This is a genomic window from Salinicola salarius, from assembly GCF_002179555.1.
Classification (GTDB): Bacteria; Pseudomonadota; Gammaproteobacteria; order Pseudomonadales; family Halomonadaceae; genus Salinicola; species Salinicola salarius_A.
In genome coordinates this window covers 40,449-61,713 of sequence record NZ_NHOU01000019.1, presented here as the reverse complement: position 1 = coordinate 61,713, position 21,265 = coordinate 40,449, and the positions used below count along the sequence as shown (strand labels likewise).

The window sequence follows — 21,265 nt, the reverse complement described above, 5'->3', positions numbered from 1 at the left end:
CTCTCCGATCGCGCCATGTCGGCAAACCCGATCACGCTCCCATTGCAGACGCCAATGCCGAAAACGACCAGACATCGATGGACAACCCGTTTACGCTAGCCGCGATCACATTCGGAGACTCTCTCGACATGCCGTTATCATCGCTTGGTCGCCTGCTGCTGCTTTCCGCACTGTGGGGCGCCAGCTTTCTGTTCATGCGTATCGCAACGCCAGCGCTAGGCGCCTTTCCTACCGCCTTCTTTCGGGTGTTCCTCGGGACGCTGGGGCTGGTAATGATCCTGGCTCTCCTGCGCACGAGCTGGCGCTTCGACGGCAAGTTCAAGGCAACATTGGCGATCGGCATGATCAACTCCGGCATCCCGTTCGCCATGTTCTGCATCGCGGCGCAGTATCTACCCGCCGGCTATTCAGCGATGCTCAACGCCTCGACGCCGTTGATGGGCGTCGTCATCGGCGCCATCCATTTTCATGAACAGCTGACGCGAGACCGTCTGATCGGGGTTGCGGCGGGAATGCTTGGCGTCGGCGTACTGGTGGGCACCGGCCCGGTGGCGATCAGCGGCGGACTGCTGATCGGCGCTGCCGCCTGCCTGGTGGCGGCCAGCTGCTACGGACTCAGCGGGTTCCTGGTGAAAGGCTGGATCGCGCAGCGAGGCGGCCTCGACTCCCGCCTGATCGCCCTGGGATCGCAGCTTGGCGCCACGCTGCTGCTGGGCCCTTTCATGGCCGCGCAGCTATGGCTGGACGACAGCGCCCGCAGCTGGACCTCGGCCAACGTCTGGTGGGCCGTCGCGGCGCTGGGCCTTGCCTGCACCTCTTTCGCCTACCTGCTCTATTTCCGGCTCGTCGAAGAGCTGGGGCCGATCAAGCCGCTGACGGTCACCATGCTGGTGCCGATGTTCGGGGTGTTGTGGGGAACGCTGTTCCTCGGCGAGCAGGTCGGCTGGGCCCATGCCGTCGGCGGGTTGCTCATCGGGTTCGCGCTCTGGCTGATACTGTTCAAGCGTCACCGGGGCCAGCCGGACTCGTCCGTGCCGGGCCTCAACCCTTCAGGGAACGATGCACGTAGAGATCGTAACGACTCGTCTTCCCCTCGATGACATGGTGCGGCGGCGGCCCCTCGATGGGAGGTGCCTTGCGGGGGCGCTTGACCACCACGCGATGCGTGGCGACATCCAGCGCCGCTTCCAGCAAGCGCGGAGCGTCGTCGTCATCCCCGGCCAGTTCGCGAAAGACACGCATCTCTTTCTTGACCAGCGCCGACTTCTCGCGATGCGGAAACATCGGATCGAGATGCACGACCTGAGGAGCGTGCGGCCAGTCGCGCACCGCTTCCGCCAGTGCCGTTGCGCTATCGGCGTGCCGCAGTGAAAGACGCCCGGCGATCTCGACGACATCCTCGTCGGCCTCAGCCTGCGACAGGGCCGATTCCAGCAAGGCGTGAATCGCCGCGACCCGCTCGACCATCAACACCTCGGCTCCAAGGGAAGCCAGCACGAAAGCGTCCCGCCCAAGGCCGGCCGTGGCATCGACGATCCGGGGCACCACGCCCTTGCCGAAACCACAGGCCTTGGCGACGAGCTGACCGCGACCGCCACCGAAGCGGCGGCGGTGGGCGGCCGCACCGGAGACGAAATCCGCGCGTATCGGATGACCATAGCGCTTGGGATCGCCAGCGATTTCGAGGCCGTGCTCGGCTCGCTGCAGAACCAGCCCGCCCTCCGGCGCCGACGGCGCCCAGGGCAGCCCATAGCGTTCGGCCAGGTCGGTCAGCGACTCGCCAACCACGACCAACGGCGGGTTGCCGCTCACGTCGCCCATACGAACAACGCAATGCCGAGCAGTAGCCGGTAGATCACGAACGGCATCATGCCGATCCTGTCCAGCGCGGCCAGGAACAGCTTGATGCAAAGCCAGGCAGCCACGAACGAGAAAGCGACACCGAGCAGAATCTCATGCCACTGGGTCGCGGTACCGGACTGTGCCAGCTCGAGCCCCTTGAGCGACCCGGCCGCCAGGATCAGCGGCATCGAAAGCAGGAACGAGAAGCGTGCCGCGGCCTGACGCGTGAAGCCGAGCATCAACGCGGCGGTCATGGTGATGCCGGAACGCGAGGTGCCGGGGATCAGCGCAATGGCCTGAGCCAGCCCGATCAGCAGCGCGGTCTTGAGCGTCATCTTCTCGATCGGCTGCACCCGGCTGCCGCGCTTGTCGGCAATACCCAGCAGCACGCCGAAAACGATCGTCGTCGTGGCAATGACCAGCACCGAGCGCCCTGCGTTCTCGACCCAATCCTCGATCAGCAGACCGACGATCACCGCCGGAATCGTGCCGACGATGATCGCCCATCCCAGGCGACTCTCGGGCGTCTGTCCACGTCCGCCGAACTGGGTGGACCAGGCGTGGAGAATACGCCAGACCTCCTGGCGAAAGGCGAACAGCACGGCTCCCAGCGAGCCGATATGGACCGCGACATCGAAGGCCAGCCCCTGGTCGGACCAGCCGAACAGCTGAGACGGTAGAATGAGATGCGCGGAAGAGGAAATGGGCAGGAATTCCGTCAAGCCCTGGATGATGGCGAGTGCGGCCAGTTGAAAAACATCCATTTTCTTTCGATATCCTTGTACGAAGAGGCCACGCCCATGGGCGCCGGTCTGTCACGCCTTTCGCCACGCGACCTCATCGCGTAGATAGACGGGGACGACCTCGTGAGGCGCGCTACCTCGCGCGCCACGCTCCCATGACGTGGCAGCCAGACGAACGAGATCTTCCGCCGCGGGTAGTTCGTCGGGAAGGGTTTGCGGCAATGCGGCCTGTACGTCGACAGGAATGCCGGACAAAAGTTGCCAGCCGCTGCCTATCCCCAGCCACTCGATGGCATGGTCGGCCTTGGGCAATCGCAGCTGCGAAGGCGGCATGACCCGCTCCTCGAGGGCGACGGTCAGGGCACCGTCGAGGCAGTGATAGGCACCTACGTAGATCTCGTCCATGCGGGCATCGAGCGCCGCGATCACATGGCGGGCGTGCCATTTACGATGCGCCGCCAGCGCCAGCGCCTCCAGGGTCGACACACCCATCAGCGGCAGATCGGCACCGTAGGCGAGTCCCTGAGCGACGCCGGCGGCAATCCGCAGGCCGGTGAACGAGCCCGGCCCCTGCCCATACGCGACCGCGTCGAGCTGGCCGAGCGACACACCCGCTTCCGCCAGCACCTCGTCGACCATCGGCAATAACAGGCGCGTATGCTCGCGCGGCGCGATTTCGAAACGCTGAACGATGAGCTGGTCCCGAATCAGCGCACAGGAACAGGCAGTAGATGAGGCGTCCAGCGCCAGCAACGTCGGCATCGGCTTCTCGGAGAATGGCAGCAAAAAGAAGTCAGCGAGTATATCGCCATCAGGACATCAAAACGATCGCTCCGCCATGAAGGCGGAGCGAATGACGGGCGACCACGGGTTCGTTCCGTCAGGATTCCAGTGCGGCAAGTACCTGGTCGCGAATCTCGTCGACGCTGCCGACGCCCGCGATGCGATGATAGGCCGGCGCGGCTTCGGCGTCCTTCGCCGCCCACTCCTGGTAATAGCCGATCAGCGGCTCGGTCTGATCGTGATAGACGGAGAGGCGATAGCGCACGGTCTTCTCGCTGTCGTCGTCGCGCTGGATCAGCGGTTCGCCGGTCACGTCATCCTTGCCCTCTTCCTGGGGCGGCTTGTAATCGACGTGATAGACACGCCCGGAGTCGGGGTGAACGCGACGCCCGGAGAGACGATTGACGATCTCCTCGTCGTCGACGGCGATTTCCACCACATGGTCGAGCTTGATGCCGGCATCCTTCATCGCATCCGCCTGCGGCAGGGTGCGCGGGAAACCGTCGAACAGAAAGCCGTTGGCACAGTCGGGCTGTGCAATGCGTTCCTTGACCAGCGCGATGATCAGATCGTCGGACACCAGGCCGCCGCTGTTCATCGTCTCCTTGACCTTGAGTCCCAGTTCGCTGCCTTCTTTCACCGCGGCGCGCAGCATGTCGCCGGTGGAAATCTGCGGGATGTGGAAATGCTCGCAGATGAACTGGGCTTGGGTACCCTTGCCAGCGCCGGGGGCGCCCAAGAGGATCAAACGCATTGATACAGCTCCTTAGAATGGTATCGATTTTCAGACCGGCCAGCGGCGTCGGAGGCGCAACGCAGACGACATCGTCAATGGCTCAAGACGATACCTGCCGATCGGTTGACGCACAAGACTCGCTTTGGGCTAGGGCCTGCCAGGCGCGGCAGCAAGTTCGACGGGACCTCACCATTTCGTCGTATTCGTCACCGATCTGCCATGCCACCTGCAAAAACGCCAACGGCCCCCGAAGGAGCCGTTGGCGTTCGATGGACCGCTCGCCGTATCAGACCAGCATACGACGAATATCGGACAGCACCTGCGCCAGGAAGGCGGTAAAGCGTGCCGCATCGGCACCGTTGACCGCCCGGTGGTCATAGGAGAGCGACAGCGGCAACATCAGACGCGGCGTGAACTCGCTACCGTTCCACACCGGCTTCATCGACGACTTGGAGACACCCAGAATCGCTACCTCCGGCGTGTTGACGATCGGCGTGAAGGCCGTGCCACCGATCGAGCCCAGGCTCGAGATGGTGAAGCTGGCACCGCTCATCTCCTCGCGAGACAGCTTCTTGTTCTGGGCCTTCTTCGCCAGCTCGACCGACTCCTTGGCCAGGTCGATCAGCGACTTCTTGTCGGCGTCGCGAATCACCGGCACCATCAATCCATCCGGCGTATCGACTGCCACGCCGATATGCACGTAATGCTTGATGATCAGCTTGTCGCCGTCCGGATGCAGGCTCGAGTTGAACTGCGGGAACTTGCGCAGCGCATAGGCACACGCCTTGATCATGAACGGCAGCGGCGTCAGCTTGGCACCCTGAGACTCCGCCTCGGCCTTCATCGACTTGCGGAAAGCTTCGAGCTCGGTGATGTCCGCTTCGTCGAACTGCGTGACGTGCGGCACGTTGAGCCAGCTGCGATGCAGGTTGTTGGCGCCTGCCTTCATCAGACGACTCATCGGCTTCTCTTCGATCTCGCCGAACTGGCTGAAATCGATCGCCGGCACCTGCGGAATGCCTGCGCCACCGGTGGTGGCCGCTGCTGGTGCTGCGCCGCCACCGCTCTTGCGCTGCTTCATCACCTGCTTGACGAAGCCGTCGACGTCATCCTTCAGGATGCGGCCCTTGGGACCGGAGCCTTTGACTTCGCTGAGCTCGACGCCCAGTTCGCGGGCCAGCTTGCGCACGGCCGGGCCGGCATGAACGCGCGCACCTTCGGTCTTGTCGTCACCATGCTTGTGACGGGCTTCCGGGCTCGGTTCACCGCTGACGTCCTTCTCCGGCTTGGCGCCGGACTGCTTGCCGGCATCGGATTTGGCCGGGGCCTGCTTCGACTCACCGCCCTTCCTGGCACCGCTTTCGGCCGGCTTCTTCGCCCCCGCCCCCGGAGCGCCGGCCGCCTCGATATAGCCGATCAGATCGCCTTCAGAGACGCTGTCGCCTTCCTTGACCGATACTTCGACGACCTTGCCCTTGTAGGGGCTCGGCACGTCCATGGAAGCCTTGTCGGACTCCAGCGTGATCAGGGTGTCTTCTTCGTTGATCTCGTCGCCTTCGCTGATCGCGACCTCGATGATCTCGACGCCTTCGCTACCACCGATGTCGGGGACGCGGATTACCTTGCGGCCACCTTCGTCACCGCCTTCCTCTTCGTCGCCCTGATCTTCGGCGTCCTGTTCCTCGGCACCGTCGCTGGGCTCGGCACTGTCGGATTCCTCTGCCGGAGCAGCTTCGTCGGCGTCGCCTTCATCGTCGCCTTCGCCGGCGATTTCCATGGTGCCGATCAGATCGCCCTCGGAGACGCTATCGCCCTCCTTGACCGACAGCGAAACGATCTTGCCGCTGTAGGGGCTCGGCACATCCATCGAGGCCTTGTCGGATTCCAACGTGATCAGGGTATCTTCTTCGCTGATCTCGTCGCCTTCGCCGACGGCGACTTCGATGATCTCGACGCCTTCGCTGCCACCGATGTCCGGCACCTTGATCTCGACGGTCCGCTTGCCACCACCGGAAGACTTTTTCGACTTTCCGTTCGGCTTTTCCGATTTCTCGGCTTCGCCGCTGGCGTCGGCTTCTTCGGCACTCTTGCCGGGAGACGCTTCTTCAGCGTCATCCTGGCCATCGTCGTCACCCTCGCCTTCCACTTCGAGCTCGAGGATGTCATCGCCTTCGGAGACGGTGTCGCCTTCCTTCACCAGAAGCTTGACGACCCTACCACCTTTCGGCGCGGGGACGTCCATGCTGGCCTTGTCGGATTCCAGCGTGATCATGGTGTCTTCGGCGGAGATGACATCGCCGACGCTCACCGCGATCTCGATGATTTCGACATCGTCGCTGCCGCCGATGTCGGGAACTTTGATGATTTCGCTACTCAAGGTCGCGCTCCTTTATCATCTGTCGACCTGCCCGGGGGCAGGTCGACTCACTCAGGCAATCTGGCTACCGCCCCGCAGGGCGGCAGCGCCTTGACGTGACACTCCGGTCCAGACCAACCGCAGGGCTCAGGACAACAGAGGGCTGGGCTTGGCGGGATCGATGCCGTACTTCTTCATGGCATCGTTGACGACCTTGATGTCGATTTCGCCGCGATTGGCCAGCGCACGCAGTGCCTGAATCGTCACGTAGTAGCGGTCGACCTCGAAGAAGCGACGCAGCTGCTCACGGGTATCCGAACGGCCGAAGCCATCGGTTCCGAGGACATGGAAGTCGGTCGGCACCCAGGCGCGGATCTGATCGGCATACAGCTTCATGTAGTCGGTCGAGGCGATGACCGGCCCTTCGACACCGTCGAGCTGCTGGACGACCCACGGCTTCTCGCGCTTTTCATCGTAGTCGAGGAATTGCTGGCGATCGTATTCCAGCGCTTCGCGACGCAGTTCGTTGAAGCTGGTCACGCTCCAGACATCGGCAACCACGCCGTGATCTTCCGCCAGCAGCTCGGCCGCCGCTTCGACTTCGCGCAGGATCGTGCCGCTGCCCATGAGCTGAACCCGCGGCGCCTTCTTCTTGCCGGCGTTCTCGCCCGGCTTGAGCAGGTACATGCCGCGAACGATGCCCTCTTCGCTACCTTCCGGCATCTGCGGGTGCGAGTAGTTCTCGTTCATCACGGTCAGGTAGTAGAAGCAGTTTTCCTTGTCCTGGAACATCCGCTTCAGACCATCCTGCATGATGACTGCCAGCTCGTGACCGTAGCACGGATCGTAAGCGCGGCAGGTCGGCACGGTGGACATCAGGATATGGCTGTGGCCGTCCTGGTGCTGCAGGCCTTCACCGTTGATGGTGGTACGGCCAGCGGTGCCGCCGACCATGAAGCCGCGCGCCTGAAGGTCACCCGCGGCCCAGACCAGATCGCCGACCCGCTGATAGCCGAACATCGAGTAGTAGACGTAGAACGGAATCAACGGCAGGTGATGGTTGGCATAGGACGTGGCCGCCGCGATCCAGGCGGACATGGAACCGGCCTCGGTGATGCCTTCCTCGAGGATCTGACCTTTCTGGTCCTCGCGGTAATACATGATCTGGCCGGCATCCATCGGCTCGTACTTCTGCCCTTCGGCGGCATAGATACCGAGCTGGCGGAACATGCCTTCCATCCCGAACGTACGCGCTTCGTCAGGGATGATCGGCACGATGCGAGAGCCCAGCTGCTTGTGCTTGACCAGACCGTTGAGCACGCGCACGAAAGACATCGTGGTCGAGACTTCGCGGTCGCCGGTGCCCTTGAGCTGCGTCGCGAACATCTTGTCATCGAGAGCGGGGATCTCCATCGCCTCGAAATCCGCCTTGCGCGCCGGCAGGAAACCGCCGAGCTTCTCGCGCTGGAGATGCAGGTACTTCATCTCCGGGCTGTCGTCCGCGGGCTTGTAGTAAGGGATGTCGCCGCTTTCGATCTGCTCGTCGGAAACCGGGATGCCGAAGCGATCACGGAATGCCTTCAGCGCCTCGGTTTCCATGGACTTGATCTGGTGGGCTTCCATATCGGCTTCGCCGCTGCCGCCGCCCATGCCGTAACCCTTGACGGTATGCGCCAGGATGACCGTGGGCCGACCGTTGGCGTTGTTGACCGCTTCGTGATAGGCCGCGTAGACCTTCTGCGGATCGTGGCCACCGCGATTGAGCCGGAAGACCTGCTCGTCGGAGTAGTCCTTGACCATCTCCGCGGTCTCTTCGTACTTGCCGAAGAAATTGTCGCGGGTGTACTTGCCGCCCTGGGCCTTGTAGTTCTGGTACTCGCCGTCGACCGCCTCGTCCATGCGCTTCTGCAGCATGCCCTTGGTGTCCTGTTCGAACAGCGGATCCCACAGGCCGCCCCAGACGACCTTGATCACGTTCCAGCCGGCACCGCGGAAAACGCCTTCGAGCTCGTCGATGACCCGCGAGTTGCCGCGTACCGGACCGTCGAGACGCTGCAGGTTGCAGTTGATGACGAAGATCAGGTTGTCGAGCTTCTCGCGGCTGGCCAGGTGCAGCGCGCCCAGCGATTCCGGCTCGTCGCACTCGCCGTCGCCCAGGAATGCCCAGACCTTGCGGTCCTTCATGTCTTCCAGCTCACGCGAGTGCAGGTACTTCATCACGTGGGCCTGATAGATCGACTGGATCGGGCCCAGACCCATGGAAACGGTCGGGAACTGCCAGTAGTCCGGCATCAGATAGGGGTGTGGATAGGACGGCAGAGCTTCACCGTCGACTTCCTGGCGGAAGTTATCCATCTGCTCCTGAGTCAGGCGGCCTTCCAGGAACGAGCGCGCGTAGATGCCCGGCGTGACGTGGCCCTGGATGTAGAGCAGATCGCCCTTGTGGTCGCCGTTGTCGGCGCGGAAGAAGTGGTTGAAACCGACTTCATAAAGCGTGGCGCTGGACTGATAGCTGGCGATGTGACCGCCCAGGCCCTTGTGCTTCTTGTTGGCACGGAGCACCTGCACCATGGCGTTCCAGCGGATCGCCGAGCGGATCTTGCGCTCGATGAACATATCGCCGGGAATCTTGGCTTCACGATGCACGGGAATGGTGTTGCGGTGCGGCGTGGTACCGGAAAACGGCGGTGAAGAGCCATCACGACGCAGGCGGTCCGCCAACCGACTCAGAATGTATTGAGCGCGCTCTTCGCCCTCATGCTCGACGACCGAAGCCAGGGAATCCAACCACTCCGTGGTTTCGACCGGATCGAGATCTTCTCGTGTCTCCAGACTCATAGACAACTCTCCGAATGGGAAAAGGTTTGCCATTCGCCCGGCCGGGGCGGATAGCCGCAGCGGGGCTTGGGAATATGCGCTCTTCGGTGCCGGCACGGCTCTTTTGGGGCCGTTTTCCGAGATTTATTGGCTGTAATGGAATTACAGCAGGCGTGCGTGACGCGAGAAATCAGGCGAAGAAGATACCGCAAACGCTCGCATCTGCCAATTCGCGGACACATCGATTGTGCTAGGGACGGCGCGTAAATGCCGCAACTTCAGCAACTTGAAGGTCAATCTCGCAGAAGAAAGCGAGTACCGTTCCTGTAGCCAAATTACCAACATCAGGATCGCAGGCAATCCATGCGCACGATACCCCCACAAAAGCATAGCATTCAAACGATCTCCGTCAGACAACGCCGCAGATAAGCCCAGTCGAACGCGGGGCCGGGATCGGTCTTGCGCAGCGGCGCAATGTGCGCGTGGCTGGTAATCCGCGCGCTCGAGATTGCGGGGTAGCGCTGCATCAGCGCGCCCAGAACACCTGACAACGCGCGGTACTGCGCCTCCCGATAGGGCCTCTCGTCGGTGCCTTCGAGTTCGATGCCGACAGTGAAGTCATTGAGCCCTTCGCGCAGCTGCCCCTGGTGCTGGATGAGAGGCTGACGCTGGATGAAAGGCTGTCCCTGGCGCGGCAGCCTTTCATCCAGCCAGCGCGACTTGCCGGCATGCCAGGCACGACGGTCGAACGCCACGAACTGGACGCACTCGCCATCGCGCCGAATCAGTAGATGCGCCGAGACCCGCAACGAGGCGATCGCGGCGAAGGCCGGATGCGCATCCAGGTCCAGCATATTGGTGAACAGCCGCTCGATGGCGTCGCCGCCGAACTCCCCCGGCGGCAGGCTGATGCCGTGCAGCACCACGGCCGATATCTCGCCCGCCGGCCGCTCATTGGCGTTGGGCGATATCACTCGGCGAGCGGAGCCCAGCCAATGGCTGTCGTTTATGGTGTTGCCACCCCCGCCGACACATTGCTTCTTCATGATTCGCCTCCGGCCTGTCCCAATCGCTCATCTCGCGGGCTGATGCCGAAATGATGGCGATAGGCGGTGGAAAAATGCGCGCCCGACGAGAATCCGTGGGCCAGCGCGATCTCCCCCACCGCCTGGTCGCTTTCACGGAGCAGCCGGCGCGCCTGTTGCAGGCGCAGGTTCAGATAGTAACGGCTGGGTACGGCCTGCAGGTGTTTCTTGAACAAGCGCTCCAGCTGACGGCGGGAAAGGCCCAGGTGCGCCGACAGTTCGTGCGTGGTCAGCGGCTCCTCGATATTGGCTTCCATCAGCGCCACGGCATCGAGAAGACTCTGCGGCGCGTGCCCCAGCCGCGAGCGCAGCGGCAACTGCTGCGGCTCGTCGGCCATGCGGATGCGCTCGCAGACGAAATGCTCGGAGATCCGCTGCGCCAGCCCGGCGCCCTGCTGCTGCCCGATCAGTGTCATCAGCATATCCATCGCCGCGGTACCGCCGCCGCAGGTGAGGCGATCACGGTCGATCTCGAACAGCTGATGAGAGACATGAATCGTCGGAAACGTCCGCATGAACGCATCGGCACTGGCATAGGGGATCGAGGCCCGATAGCCATCCAGCACGCCGGCCCTGGCCAGCCAGTGCGTGCCGCCGGCAATACCGCCCAGCGTCACGCCTCGGCTCGCCAGGCGATGCAGCCAGTGGATCAGCGACTCGCCCTCTTCTTCCGCCGTTACTACACCGCTCGGCGTGGGCGCGCAGACGAACAGCATGTCGAGATGGCGCGCATCGCTGCCGGCCACGCTCTCCGGCGAGAGGGTCAATTCCGCCACGCTCTTCACCGGCCGGCCGTCGAGTCCGAACGTGGTGGCGGTATAGAGCCGCCGCTCCGCCAGCGTGTTGGCGACGATCAGCGGCTCCATGGCGCAGGCCTGCGCCAGCAGGGAGAACCCCGGCAGCATGACGAACCCCACCTGGCGCGGGGTGCCCTGTGCATTCATGACCGACTCATGACCGATGTTTCATGCGATGGGGTCGGGCGTGATCAAACCTGGACGACGTCGAATTTCACCAGCGGATCGACCTCGGCGTCATAATCCATGTCGTCACGCTCGAAGCCGAACAGCTTGAGGAATTCGTGCTTGTAGCCGGCGTAATCGGTCAACGCGAACAGGTTGTCGCTGGTCACCTGCGGCCACAGATCCTTGCAGGCCTGCTGGATATCGTCGCGCAGTTCCCAGTCGTCCAGGCGCAGACGTCCGGCTTCGTCCACCTCGGGCTCGCCATCGGCGTAAAGGCGCTCGCCGAACAGCCGGTTGAGCTGGTCGATGGTGCCCTCGTGAACGCCCTGTTCCTTCATCACCTTGTAGACCATGGAGATATAGAGCGGCATGACCGGAATCGCGGCGCTGGCCTGCGTCACCACGGACTTGAGCACGGCCACGTTGGCGCCGCCGCCGGTCGCCTTGAGGCGCTGGTCGATTTCGCTGGCGGCGCGATCGAGATCTTCCTTCGCCTTGCCCAGCGCACCGTGCCAGTAGATCGGCCAGGTGATATCGGTACCGATATAGCTGAACGCCACGGACTTGGCACCCGGCGCCAGCACGCCCGCCTTGTCCAGCGCATCCATCCACAGTTCCCAGTCCTGGCCGCCCATGACCTCGATGGTGTCGGCCACTTCCTGCTCGGTCGCCGGCTCGACGGTGGCTTCGGTGATGGTGTCCTTGTTGGTATCGATGGCGGTCGCCGTGTAGGTCTCGCCGATCGGCTTGAGGCTGGAGCGCTTGACCTCGCCGCTGTCCGGCAGCTTGCGCACCGGGGATGCCAGCGAATAGACCACCAAATCGATCTGCCCCATGTCCTCACGGATCAGCTCGATCGCCTTGTCGCGGACTTCATGGGAGAACGCATCGCCGTTGATCGACTTGCTGTAGAGGCCTTCGGCCTTGGCGAACTTGTCGAATGCTGCCGAGTTGTACCAGCCGGCGGTGCCGGGCTTGGTTTCGGTTCCGGGCTTTTCGAAGAACACGCCCAGCGTATCGGCGCCATAGCCGAATGCCGCCGTGATACGCGCCGCCAGCCCGTAGCCGCTGGACGCGCCAATGACCAGCACGTTGCGGGGGCCGGCCTGCTTGCCGCTCAGGTTGGCGCGGGTGGTCTCGATCTGTTCGAGTACGTTGCGCTCGCAGCCGAGCGGATGCGTCGTGGTACAGATGAAACCGCGAACCTTGGGCTTGATGATCACGTCTAACCTCGTCTTCTACAGCGAAACGGAAAGCCCCGGCGAGTCTCGCCGGGAAGTGGCATGGGTCGAATTCTATCAGGTCGAGTGCTATCCGGGCGCATTCTAACAGCGTGGTCAAAAAGGGGGCGAACTCGTGACATGACGCTTTCGCCGCAGTCCGCCGCCAGGTCCCGCGTTGCCCGACGAGAGGCGCGTACCCATCGGCTCGCCCGCGGGGAAAGCCGGTCAGGCTTGTCTCGCCGCTGCGGGTATTCGAAGATAGCCCACCGGCAAGCCGAGCCAGTCCAGAAAGCAGAGAAAGCCCCATGCACCACGAACAAGAGATCGAAGACCTGGTCGTCCGGCGCGGCGCGCTGTGGCTGGCGCTGTCGCCGCTATGGCTCGAGCGCGAGCCGCGCGAGTCCGAATACGCCCGCATGATCCGCGAGATCGAAGCCAGCGCACTGACGCTGCAGCAGCTGGAGTGGGTCTATCGGCTGGAGATGTCGCCGGTCATGGCACGCAACCAGCTCTCCGTGGCGGGCGAATGGCGCGCGTTCGACGAAACGGCGCTGCTGACGCGACTGGTGCGCCACAACCGCAAGCTCGGCGGCTGGCGCAAGGCCCTGTGGTCGCTGTTCTCGGGGTTGACGACGATGATGAGCCGGCCACGCTTCAATGAACTGGCGATCCGGCTCATGGCCGCGCGAGGCGAACGTCCGCCCGAAAGCTGAAGCCCCGCGGTAATCGAGACCGGACGAACCGAGGCCGGACAGGCTATCCGTGCAAGACGCCGGCCAGCGCGTCTGATGGAAGAACGGCGCTGGCTCAGGCCGAGAACGGCGTCTCCAGCGCGTCCTCGATGGCACGATGCAGCGATCGCGGCACGGCGCGCGGCCCGAAGCGACGAATGACCTGCCCGTCGCGCCCCACCAGAAACTTGGTGAAATTCCACTTGATCGGCGTACTCCCCAGCACGCCGGGCGCCTGGTGCCGCAGATACATGAACAGCGGATGCGCCTCGCCCCCGTTGACCTTGACCTTTTCCATCATCGGGAACGTGACCGCGTAACGCTGTTCGCAGAACGTGGCGAACATGGCCGAGGATTCCGGCGACTGGCGTCCGAACTGGTTGCAGGGAAACGCCAGCACGGTGAACCCCTGGTCGCGATATTGGCGATAGAGCTTTTCCAGCCCCTCCATCTGGGGCGTGAAACCGCAGCGGCTGGCGACATTGACGACCAGCAGCACCTGGCCGCGCAGCGCGCGCAGATTGAAGGGTTCGCCGGCATGTGTCCGGCAGTCTTGCGTATATAACGACATCGATGAGTCGACCCGAGGAACGCTAGTGTCAAATCGTGGGAACCGAAGCGCGAACGCAAGGCATCGCGCTTGTTCTGAACACGGGCGCCTGATTCAGAAAGCCGGTCCGGCCAAAAGAGTGCCACGCCAGCCGCGACTTCACCAGTGATCGAGCGAGACGGCCTTCGACAATGCCACCCGCGTGTCCGGCGTCGCCTTTTCCAGCGCCAGCGCCTCCGGGATCGGCAACCAGCGTACGGCGGCGACCTCCTCCGGCTGCAGGCGAAGCGCTCCATCGTAGCTCACCCAGTAGAGGCTGCCGTAGAGATTCAGCCCGGCCTCCTGGAACATGAATTCGCCACCGGACATCAGCTCGACGCCGCGAATGCCGAGCTCCTCGAACAGCTCCCGCCGCGCTGCCGGCCGGGACGCCTCGCCCGCGCCTACCACGCCGCCCGCGGCCAGATCGAACCAGCCCGGATGCGTCTCCTTGATCGATGTTCGCTCCTGCACGCAGATCTCGTCCTTGCCATTGCGCACGACGATGTACGTCGCCCGATGCCAGCAGTTCAACTGCCGCATCGTGACACGCGAGGCGCTGCCGCAGGGCCGGTTGCGCGGGTCGACGAGCTGCACCTGCTCGTCGGCGATGACCCGCTTGTTCACTGAAAACGGGCTCATGGAAAACGTGCTCATGGGGAGGCCTGACGATCGAAAACGGAACCGCAGCGTATCACGGGATGGCTTCGACCCGATCCACTGGCGGTATGTGGCACCGTCGGCATGCCGCATTGGTCGAAGGGAGCACACGGCGGCGAATGTCCGGTTTATGCTCGAGTCAGCCCACTCGGAGAATTCACATGGCCGACCATGCGCCCCGCATCGAACTGACCACGCATCGGGTCGAGAATCAGCCTGCCCCCGAGCCAGAACGCGACCTGTGGCGAGACGACCGCCCGTTGCGCGAGACAGTGTCGCACTTCGCCCCGGACTGGGTGAGCGAGCGTCTGGCACCGCTGGGGCAGCGCCTGGGCTCTGCAGAAGTCGAACGCTGGGGCGAGCAGGCCAACCGGTTCCCGCCCCAGTTGCACGCCTTCGACCGTCACGGCCGGCGCCTGGACGAGGTCGACTATCACCTCAGCTACCACTCGCTGATGGCGCTCGCGATTGGCGAGGGCTGGCACGCCGTCGCCTGGGAACGCGAGCATGACGGCGGGCACCAGGCGCACGCCGCCGCCCTCTATCTGTTGACCCAGGCCGAACCCGGCTTCTGCTGTCCGATCACCATGACCCACGCCGCCATGCCCGTGCTGCGCCATCTGCACGGTGGCGAGGCTTGGCGAGCCCGGCTGCTGGGCCGAGAGTACGAACCTGCGGCCATCCCCGCCTGGCACAAGACGACCAACACCTTCGGCATGGCCATGACCGAAAAGCAGGGCGGCAGCGACGTCCGCCGCAACAGCACGCAGGCGCGGCCGGTGTCATCGCCCGGTTCCGGCGAGTGGTATCGGCTCGAGGGGCACAAGTGGTTCTGCAGCGCACCGATGTCGGATGCCTTCCTGACGCTGGCCCAGACCGACGACGGGCTCTCCTGCTTCCTGGCGCCGCGGTTCACGCCGGAGGGTCAGCGCAACGCCATCGAGATCCAGCGGCTCAAGGACAAATGCGGCAATCGCGCCAACGCCTCGGCGGAGATCGAATACGCCGGCGCCTGGGCGCAGCTGGTCGGCGAACCCGGTCGTGGCGTGCCGGCCATCCTGGAGATGGTGCAACAGACGCGGCTCGATGCGGCCACCGCGCCGGCTGGCATGATGCGCCAGGCAATGCGGGAAGTCTGGCACCACGTTCAGGAGCGCCTGGTCTTCGATCGTCGGCTGTCCGACCAGCCTCTGATGCAGCGTGTCGTCGCCGATCTGGAGATCGAGACCGAGGCCAGCCTGCTGCTGGCGATGCGAGGCGCCCGTGCCATGGACCGCACCGCGGACGACGAGCACGAAGCCGCCCTGGCCCGCCTGCTCCCCGCGCTGGCCAAGTTCTGGCACAACAAGCGCTGCCCCGCGTTCATGGCCGAGGCGATGGAATGCCTGGGCGGCATCGGTTACGTCGAGGAAACGCCGCTGGCCCGGCTCTATCGCGAAGCGCCGGTCAATTCGATCTGGGAAGGTTCCGGCAACGTCATCTGCCTGGACGTGCTGAGAATCCTGGAACGGCACCCGGCCAGCATCGAAGCGTTGCGACAGGAACTCAACCTGGCCCGGGGCCACCATCCCGCCTTCGATGCCGCCGTCGACTCGCTCGACGCCCGACTGACGGCCAGCGCCGAACGGCTGCAGGCCGAGGCGCGCTGGCTAGCGCAGAGCATGGCGCAGATGCTGCAGGCCGCCCTGCTGATTCGTCATGCCCCTCATGCCATCGCCGACACCTTCTGCATCACGAGGCTTGCCAGCGCGTCGCCGATTTTCGGTGTACTGCCGGCCAACGCTCCCGTGCCGGCAATCCTCGAGCGTCTGAAGGAAAGTGTCTGAATGAAAAGGAAAGCGTTGAATGAAGTGAGCCGCCCGGACGCAGACTCAGCCCAGCGCCACACGAGCCGCCAACCCCAGCAGGACGATGCCCGTCAGGCGGTGTATCCACGCCGCGTGTCGCTGCAGCCACGGCAGCACACGGGAGTGGGATAGCAACAGCGCCACCAGCACGTACCAGCCGCCGTCCACCAGCGTGGCGGTGGCCACGATCAGCCAGCGCCCGGCCGTGCCCAGATCGGCGCTGACGAACTGGCTCAGCAGCGCGACGAAGAACACGATCAGCTTGGGATTGCCCAGCGCCACCAGCAGGCCATCGCGCATGGCACGGCGCCAGTCGCTCGCCCGCTCGGCGACGCTAAAGCTGCCGCTACCGCTGGCCCGGAGGGCTTGAATGCCCATCCAGGCCAGATAGAGCGCGCCGCCCCAGGTCACCAGTCGGTACAGCCAGGGCTGGTGAACGATGACCGCCGCCAGCCCCAGTACGGTCAACCCCGCATAGAGACCGACCCCCAGCGCATGGGTCACACCGGCGACCACGCCACACCAGCGGCCGCCACCGACCGTGTTCTGCATGACCATGGCCAGGCTGGGGCCCGGTGACATGGCCCCCAGAGCGCAAACCGCCAAGAGAGACAACCAGAGTTGCAACGACACGTCGACTTCCTGTTTCCGCCATCGAAATCCGCGCCCCGACTATACCCGACGCTTGCCGCCCGGCCGACTCCGCGAGGCACCGATCGACGAACGATCACAGGATTTCCGGCGGCACGGGCACTTTGCAGCGTCTACGCTGTCATACGCACCCAGGCCCATAATCCATCAGGGAGGTGAAACATGAGCCTATTCAAGCGTGAAGACCGCGAAGCCCGTACCGATCGCATTCGTGCCGATCTGGACGATATCGGTGATCAGGCCCAGGCACTGGGACGTGACCTGCGAGACGACACGCAAGACGCGATCGAAGAGGCACGGCTGCAAAGCGAGGCGCAGTATGTACGCATGGCCGACCAGGCGCGCCGGCGCAATCGCCGGTTCAAGCGTTCCGCCAACCAGTCAGCCAATGAGTGCGACCGTTACGTGCGTGAACACCCGTGGTCCAGTATCGGGGCAGCCACGCTGGCCGGCGCCGTGATCGGCCTGTTGATTGGCCGTCGCTAGCCTTTCCGACGCCCCGCCAAGCGGGGCGTTCTGTTTTCCGGTTACGTCTAAACCATAGTTTCAATCTTTAACTGCAATTAAACATTCCAATCAAGGCTGTGGAAACTTGAGAACGATAGTCGTTTAATCGCATGACACCTGAATTCAGGAGACCGAGATGAACGCTAACAAGTGGCAAACGATCGACGTTAAAAACATCGATAAATCAGCGAGATCACTGCACGCCTGCTCACTGGATCCGTCCATTCGCTGCCTGGCCGAGTTGCGCGCTTCGCAGATCAACGGTTGCCTGAGCTGCACGCATTTCCGTCGCGAGCAGGCCGAAGCACTGGGTATCTCTCCCAGCAAGCTGCAGGCGCTGGCCGCTTGGGCGGAGTCCGACGAGTTCGACGAGCGCGAAAAAGCCGCACTGGCCTGGTGTGAGTCCTTCACCCACTTTCGTCCCGCCAATCCGACCACCCGCAAGCTGGCGCTGAATGCCTTCTCGCCGCGGGAACTGGCGGATCTGACCATGGCGATTGAAATGACCAGCGCACTGAGCCGCGCCATGCGCCGCGCAGCGGTCTAGCAAGACTCCACGCCAAGTTTCATCTCGGCTCGCTCTCGTCAATTACGGGAGCGAGTTTTTGGCGTCTGGCGTTCGACTTTTGGCCTTCATTGCCAAACGCTCATGCATCGTTTTTCCACTTCCCCCCCTATTTCACCCCTTATCCCGCACGTCGCCCCGAAGCCGCAGCCTGCAGATAAAAGAACCGGTCAGGCAATGTGAGCGACGCGATCGTGCAGGCACCCCACCACGTGGCCCTCGCTGGCCAACGCCGGCTTGTCGAGCACGGTCACCCAGCCTCGGGCGAGCTTGATCACTCCTTCTTGGCGGAATGCCGTCAACGTCCGGCTGACATGGACCGGCGACAGACCGAGCGCATCGGCAAGCTGCTGTTGGGACAACGGCAAGCGAAAGCACTCGCCCGGATGGTCATCGTTATATTGCAGGCGGCAGAATATCTTGAGCAGCAAATAGGCCACACGCTGGCGAGCACTGCGACGCGAGAGATGCACCAATCGCTCGCTCAGCACGGCCTGCCGATAGGAACAGACCGCAAAGCAGACCGACATGAGACTCGATGATTCACGAAACAGGTCCAGCAATTGGCGGTTGGCGATGGTTCGAATCTCGCCGTCTTCCAGCATGGCAACGCTGGAGAGCCGATACTTGAACGAGAATTCATGTAAACCGATGATATCGCCGGGTAGAAATATGTCGAGGATGTGCCGCGTGCCATCCTCCATGTAGCGAAACGAAAAAGCCCACCCTCGTCGCAGTGCGCAGAAATCACGCACAAGGTCGCCCTCGTGCCAAATCACCTGTCCCTTGGTGGCATCAATCGCAGTACCTTCCAGTGCGTCGAGCTGACGACGGTCATTTTCAGAAAGTGTTGCGTAGCGACTGAAATGGTGGGCAATACAGCCTTCCTGCTGACCCATTCACTCGTGCCTTCTTAAATTTTTCAAGCATGACAGCATGTTAGCGAAGGGAGTTACATAACACCGGTTAGATAGGCAGGGTAAATCCGGCAATGGGATTGTTCGAGGCGTCAACTGGGAGGCTTTCTTCACCACTGTTCGACAATTTCAGTACTAACCAACAGTGACTCAGTACTACCCGACAGCGATTCAGTACCATTCAAGAGTGAAGGGTACGTGGGGTTATATTTTTGAAACGAGATACCTTCCGATACATTAATCAATAACAACTCAGGAATCGGGCCGCCCAAAGACGCCCCTCATCGACTGGCCGCCAGAGTATGTACGGAAAGCCGACGAGCGAGGGTCAGGCTCGCCGAGCATCGAAAAGACCGCTACCCCACCGTGCGATTCAAGGTGCCGATCAGATAGAGATCGTGCAGGTAGGCGTCGAGCCGGGAAATACCATGCGTCATGGCGATCACGGCGTAGATGAGCAACATCAGAATCCATTCGCTGTTCATCCAGGCCAGCGACGCCACCGGCACCTGATAGGCAATCGTGTAGAGGCTGAGCCCGCCGAAGAACATCACCACCAGGCAATTGATCAGCACCAGCGACAACAGCACCGGACGACTGTCGCTGACGGGCGGGTTGGTCTGCCAGGAGAGCGGATGACGCACGCGAACCTGGCCATTGGAGACAATCCGACGCTGGCGGCGCAGCAACGCCGCCAAGTACTGCGATGCATCGGGGCGGGAAGCCGCAGAAAGCGCAAGGCGTTTGTCGAAACGCGCGCCGAACAGCCGGCCGACGAGATCCAGCAACCCCTTGGACTCGCCCGTTGCCGCATACTGCTCTGCCTGTCGCGACAGCTGGCCAAGCGGGCTGTCGTCAAGCGTACGGCGCTCGTCATCCTCGAAGTTCTGGGCGTAATAGATGTCGTAGACCTGATAGACGGAGATCGCGACGCCCAGGAAAATCAGCAGGTACATCAATACGCTCAGCATGCTTGTCTACTCTCCTCAGCCTTCCCGTCGAGAGCGGCATCATAGCAAGTGGACGTCGAAACAAGCCATGCCCACCGGTGCGACAACGGGTCACCGCGATCGCAACCCGTCGGGCAGCCCGCCGGGATCGCCGGTGGCCCGCTCATCAGCGCGCCCGGCCGAACATCGTTCGGCTTCAGCCAGCTTCCCTGACGTCATCTCCCGCCAGCAGACGACGGTAGAGCTGCACGTAATCCTGCGCCATCCGCATGGCGGTAAACCGTGCCATGAATGCCTCGCGAACGCGGCGGCGGTCCAGCTCGGGCAGCCGCTTCACCGCCTCCACGGCTTCGTCGTGGGAATCGACGACGAAACCACTGACGCCCTCCTCGATGATCTCCTCGACGGCGCCGTTGCGCCAGGCGATCACCGGCGTCCCGCAGACCATCGCCTCGATCATGACCAGACCGAAGGGCTCCGGCCAATCGATCGGAAACAGCAGCGCCCTGGCATCGCCGAGCAACCGTTGCTTCTGGCGATCATTGACCGGGCCGATGTGTCGAATGTCCTCGTCGAGCTGCGGCAGCACATGCCGCTCGAACCACAGCGGATTGCCGACATCGATATCGCCCGCCAGGCGCAATGCATGGCCGCTGGCCCGCGCCACCTCGATGGCGCGATCCGGACGCTTCTGATCGGTCATCCGGCCGATGAAAGCCAGATAACCTCCTTCCCCCTTACCTACGTTAAAGCGCGCCGGATCGAGACCGTGGTAGACCGTTCCTTGACGGTTCGACTCCGGAATCGCGGCGCCCTGCGCGCGGGAGATCGCCGCTACGGGCAAATCGGGGAAGCCCGCGAAGAAAAGCTGGCGATCCAGTTCGTCCACCCGCCAATGGATGGTGGTCAAGCTGTGGCGACGCCGATCACCCAGCACCGCGGCGTGACAGAACTCGCCGTGACAGTGGATGACGTCGAACTCGTCCAGATGCTGGCGCAGCTGTTCGAGCACCAGCGATTCCAGAACGCCGGGGACGCCCGGCGGCACGTTGCTCCGGCGCCGTTGCCACTCGCTCAGGCTCGGTGACGTCTTAAGATGACGCGCGCTGGTATGACTGTCCGATGGGGCCAGGAGGGTCACATCATGGTTCATCGCCACCAACGCCTCGGTCAGATCGTGGACGATGCGTTCGGTGCCGCCGTTATCCACCGGCGGCACCGGAAAAATGACCGGGGCGACCTGAGCGATGCGTAATCGCGCTTCGAAGGCCATGGCAAGAACATTCCCTGTTCAGGTG

20 protein-coding genes are annotated in these 21,265 nt (G+C 63.2%); 5 read left to right on the top strand and 15 right to left on the bottom strand.

The window, feature by feature from the left end:
• The first annotated feature begins 128 nt into the window (after positions 1–128).
• Positions 129–1,100 (top strand): DMT family transporter, encoded by a 972-nt coding sequence (locus CCD76_RS13930; protein ID WP_087720067.1) that lies wholly within the window; start codon positions 129–131, stop codon positions 1,098–1,100.
• Here the strand turns inward: CCD76_RS13930 and CCD76_RS13925 are convergent.
• From CCD76_RS13925 to fabV, 9 genes are all read right to left on the bottom strand, one after another.
• Positions 1,042–1,821, bottom strand: a complete 780-nt coding sequence (locus CCD76_RS13925) for a class I SAM-dependent methyltransferase (protein ID WP_087720058.1) — start codon at positions 1,819–1,821, stop codon at positions 1,042–1,044. The genes CCD76_RS13930 and CCD76_RS13925 overlap by 59 nt on opposite strands.
• On the bottom strand, positions 1,809–2,606 hold the full coding sequence (locus tag CCD76_RS13920; RefSeq protein ID WP_087720057.1) for an undecaprenyl-diphosphate phosphatase: 798 nt from the start codon (positions 2,604–2,606) through the stop codon (positions 1,809–1,811). The genes CCD76_RS13925 and CCD76_RS13920 overlap by 13 nt, the downstream gene beginning before the upstream one ends.
• A gap of 51 nt (positions 2,607–2,657) precedes the next feature.
• Positions 2,658–3,347, bottom strand: a complete 690-nt coding sequence (tsaB, locus tag CCD76_RS13915) for a tRNA (adenosine(37)-N6)-threonylcarbamoyltransferase complex dimerization subunit type 1 TsaB (RefSeq protein WP_087720056.1) — start codon at positions 3,345–3,347, stop codon at positions 2,658–2,660.
• A gap of 118 nt (positions 3,348–3,465) precedes the next feature.
• A complete protein-coding gene (gene adk / locus CCD76_RS13910; RefSeq protein WP_087720055.1) occupies positions 3,466–4,122 on the bottom strand; it encodes an adenylate kinase in 657 nt (218 codons plus the stop codon).
• Between the two features lie 268 nt (positions 4,123–4,390).
• Complete coding sequence (gene aceF, locus CCD76_RS13905; protein ID WP_087720054.1) at positions 4,391–6,481, bottom strand: dihydrolipoyllysine-residue acetyltransferase; 2,091 nt, start codon at positions 6,479–6,481, stop codon at positions 4,391–4,393.
• A gap of 126 nt (positions 6,482–6,607) precedes the next feature.
• Positions 6,608–9,298, bottom strand: a complete 2,691-nt coding sequence (gene aceE, locus CCD76_RS13900) for a pyruvate dehydrogenase (acetyl-transferring), homodimeric type (RefSeq protein ID WP_087720053.1) — start codon at positions 9,296–9,298, stop codon at positions 6,608–6,610.
• Between the two features lie 374 nt (positions 9,299–9,672).
• Positions 9,673–10,323, bottom strand: a complete 651-nt coding sequence (locus tag CCD76_RS13895) for an N-acetylmuramoyl-L-alanine amidase (protein ID WP_087720052.1) — start codon at positions 10,321–10,323, stop codon at positions 9,673–9,675.
• On the bottom strand, positions 10,320–11,306 hold the full coding sequence (locus tag CCD76_RS13890; RefSeq protein ID WP_087720051.1) for a GlxA family transcriptional regulator: 987 nt from the start codon (positions 11,304–11,306) through the stop codon (positions 10,320–10,322). Before CCD76_RS13890 ends, CCD76_RS13895 begins: the two co-directional genes overlap by 4 nt.
• 44 nt (positions 11,307–11,350) lie before the next feature.
• Positions 11,351–12,550 carry an enoyl-ACP reductase FabV gene (gene fabV / locus CCD76_RS13885; RefSeq protein ID WP_087720050.1) on the bottom strand — a complete coding sequence of 400 codons (1,200 nt, stop codon included), beginning with the start codon at positions 12,548–12,550 and terminating at the stop codon, positions 11,351–11,353.
• A 305-nt stretch (positions 12,551–12,855) separates the two neighbouring features.
• On the opposite strand from fabV, the gene CCD76_RS13880 reads away from it, so the two are divergent.
• On the top strand, positions 12,856–13,263 hold the full coding sequence (locus CCD76_RS13880) for a DUF7079 family protein (protein ID WP_087720049.1): 408 nt from the start codon (positions 12,856–12,858) through the stop codon (positions 13,261–13,263).
• 94 nt (positions 13,264–13,357) lie between these two features.
• Here the strand turns inward: CCD76_RS13880 and CCD76_RS13875 are convergent, their stop codons facing one another.
• Positions 13,358–13,852 (bottom strand): glutathione peroxidase, encoded by a 495-nt coding sequence (locus CCD76_RS13875; protein ID WP_087720048.1) that lies wholly within the window; start codon positions 13,850–13,852, stop codon positions 13,358–13,360.
• A gap of 138 nt (positions 13,853–13,990) precedes the next feature.
• Positions 13,991–14,512 (bottom strand): NUDIX hydrolase, encoded by a 522-nt coding sequence (locus tag CCD76_RS13870; protein ID WP_256961312.1) that lies wholly within the window; start codon positions 14,510–14,512, stop codon positions 13,991–13,993.
• 179 nt (positions 14,513–14,691) lie between these two features.
• Between CCD76_RS13870 and CCD76_RS13865 the strand changes: the two genes are divergently transcribed.
• Positions 14,692–16,356, top strand: a complete 1,665-nt coding sequence (locus CCD76_RS13865) for an acyl-CoA dehydrogenase family protein (RefSeq protein WP_087720046.1) — start codon at positions 14,692–14,694, stop codon at positions 16,354–16,356.
• Positions 16,357–16,401: 45 nt separating this feature from the next.
• Here the strand turns inward: CCD76_RS13865 and CCD76_RS13860 are convergent, their stop codons facing one another.
• Positions 16,402–17,010 (bottom strand): LysE family translocator, encoded by a 609-nt coding sequence (locus CCD76_RS13860; protein WP_087720045.1) that lies wholly within the window; start codon positions 17,008–17,010, stop codon positions 16,402–16,404.
• Positions 17,011–17,190: 180 nt separating this feature from the next.
• Between CCD76_RS13860 and CCD76_RS13855 the strand changes: the two genes are divergently transcribed.
• On the top strand, positions 17,191–17,514 hold the full coding sequence (locus CCD76_RS13855; RefSeq protein WP_087720044.1) for a DUF883 family protein: 324 nt from the start codon (positions 17,191–17,193) through the stop codon (positions 17,512–17,514).
• Positions 17,515–17,671: 157 nt separating this feature from the next.
• Positions 17,672–18,082, top strand: coding sequence for a carboxymuconolactone decarboxylase family protein (locus tag CCD76_RS13850; RefSeq protein WP_087720043.1), 411 nt, complete (start codon positions 17,672–17,674; stop codon positions 18,080–18,082).
• Positions 18,083–18,270: 188 nt separating this feature from the next.
• Here CCD76_RS13850 and CCD76_RS13845 read toward each other — a convergent pair whose 3' ends face one another.
• The 3 genes from CCD76_RS13845 to CCD76_RS13835 form a co-directional block, all read right to left on the bottom strand.
• Positions 18,271–18,999 carry a Crp/Fnr family transcriptional regulator gene (locus CCD76_RS13845; protein ID WP_087720042.1) on the bottom strand — a complete coding sequence of 243 codons (729 nt, stop codon included), beginning with the start codon at positions 18,997–18,999 and terminating at the stop codon, positions 18,271–18,273.
• A 374-nt stretch (positions 19,000–19,373) separates the two neighbouring features.
• Positions 19,374–19,988, bottom strand: coding sequence for a hypothetical protein (locus tag CCD76_RS13840; RefSeq protein WP_087720041.1), 615 nt, complete (start codon positions 19,986–19,988; stop codon positions 19,374–19,376).
• A gap of 175 nt (positions 19,989–20,163) precedes the next feature.
• Complete coding sequence (locus CCD76_RS13835) at positions 20,164–21,240, bottom strand: glycosyltransferase family 4 protein (protein WP_087720040.1); 1,077 nt, start codon at positions 21,238–21,240, stop codon at positions 20,164–20,166.
• Between the last annotated feature and the right edge of the window lie 25 nt (positions 21,241–21,265).